This is a genomic window from Shewanella salipaludis (assembly GCF_012911865.1).
Lineage (GTDB): Bacteria > Pseudomonadota > Gammaproteobacteria > Enterobacterales > Shewanellaceae > Shewanella > Shewanella salipaludis.
Map to the genome: position 1 here is coordinate 1 of NZ_JAAXYH010000030.1, position 1,371 is coordinate 1,371.

The window sequence follows — 1,371 nt, forward strand, 5'->3', positions numbered from 1 at the left end:
CTTACCAGAGATGGTTTGGTGCCTTCGGGAACTGTGAGACAGGTGCTGCATGGCTGTCGTCAGCTCGTGTTGTGAAATGTTGGGTTAAGTCCCGCAACGAGCGCAACCCCTATCCTTATTTGCCAGCGCGTAATGGCGGGAACTCTAGGGAGACTGCCGGTGATAAACCGGAGGAAGGTGGGGACGACGTCAAGTCATCATGGCCCTTACGAGTAGGGCTACACACGTGCTACAATGGCGAGTACAGAGGGTTGCAAAGCCGCGAGGTGGAGCTAATCTCACAAAGCTCGTCGTAGTCCGGATTGGAGTCTGCAACTCGACTCCATGAAGTCGGAATCGCTAGTAATCGTAGATCAGAATGCTACGGTGAATACGTTCCCGGGCCTTGTACACACCGCCCGTCACACCATGGGAGTGGGCTGCAAAAGAAGTGGGTAGCTTAACCTTCGGGAGAGCGCTCACCACTTTGTGGTTCATGACTGGGGTGAAGTCGTAACAAGGTAGCCCTAGGGGAACCTGGGGCTGGATCACCTCCTTACCTATACGACTAACTCGATGCTTTTGAGTGTTCACACAGATTTGCTTGATAGAAGAAAGAGTAACGATGGGTCTGTAGTTTCCTTTGGAATATAGATACATCACTAAGATGGGTCTGTAGCTCAGCTGGTTAGAGCGCACCCCTGATAAGGGTGAGGTCGGTGGTTCGAGTCCACTCTGACCCACCAATCCTTCCTTCTCGGCGTTGGAAAGTGACTCGTTTAGTAGACTAAACGTCGCCACTGTCCGCCTTGGTAAGAAATGATTGGCAAACCAATCCTTTAAGAGGTTTGGAACATCTTAGTTACTCGCACTGCATGTAAATGGGGCTATAGCTCAGCTGGGAGAGCGCCTGCCTTGCACGCAGGAGGTCTGCGGTTCGATCCCGCATAGCTCCACCATTTACACGACATAATGATTATGTCGCTATGCATATGGACAGAGATGCCAAAGATAAACGAAATTTTATCTTTGGCTTTTTTAAGCCCGCTCTTTAACAATTTGGAAAGCTGATAGTATTTAATTACATGATGTCTGTCGTGTAATTGATACAAACCGATGTAAGTGTGGAAACACTTGCATCATGAGTTCTCAAAACACTTTATTGAGTGTCTTGAATATTCAAAATCTAAGGCGGTCCATCTCCTACCCGGAGATGAGACAAGTAAAACCAAGCTGGTTGCAATGCAACTCAGATGACTCACGCAAGTGAAACTCATTTGGGTTGTATGGTTAAGCGACTAAGCGTATACGGTGGATGCCTTGGCAGTCAGAGGCGATGAAGGACGTAGTAACTTGCGAAAAGCGTTGGCGAGCTAGTAACAAGCATTTGAG

At 48.5% G+C, this 1,371-nt stretch carries 2 tRNA genes and 2 rRNA genes; all 4 read left to right on the forward strand.

What is annotated here, in order from left to right:
- A 16S ribosomal RNA gene (locus HC757_RS18830) occupies window positions 1-538 on the forward strand; the annotation flags it as partial.
- A 110-nt stretch (window positions 539-648) separates the two neighbouring features.
- Window positions 649-725: transfer RNA gene (locus HC757_RS18835), tRNA-Ile, on the forward strand.
- Between the two features lie 137 nt (window positions 726-862).
- A tRNA-Ala gene (locus HC757_RS18840) sits at window positions 863-938 on the forward strand.
- 329 nt (window positions 939-1,267) lie between these two features.
- Window positions 1,268-1,371, forward strand: a 23S ribosomal RNA gene (locus tag HC757_RS18845); the annotation flags it as partial.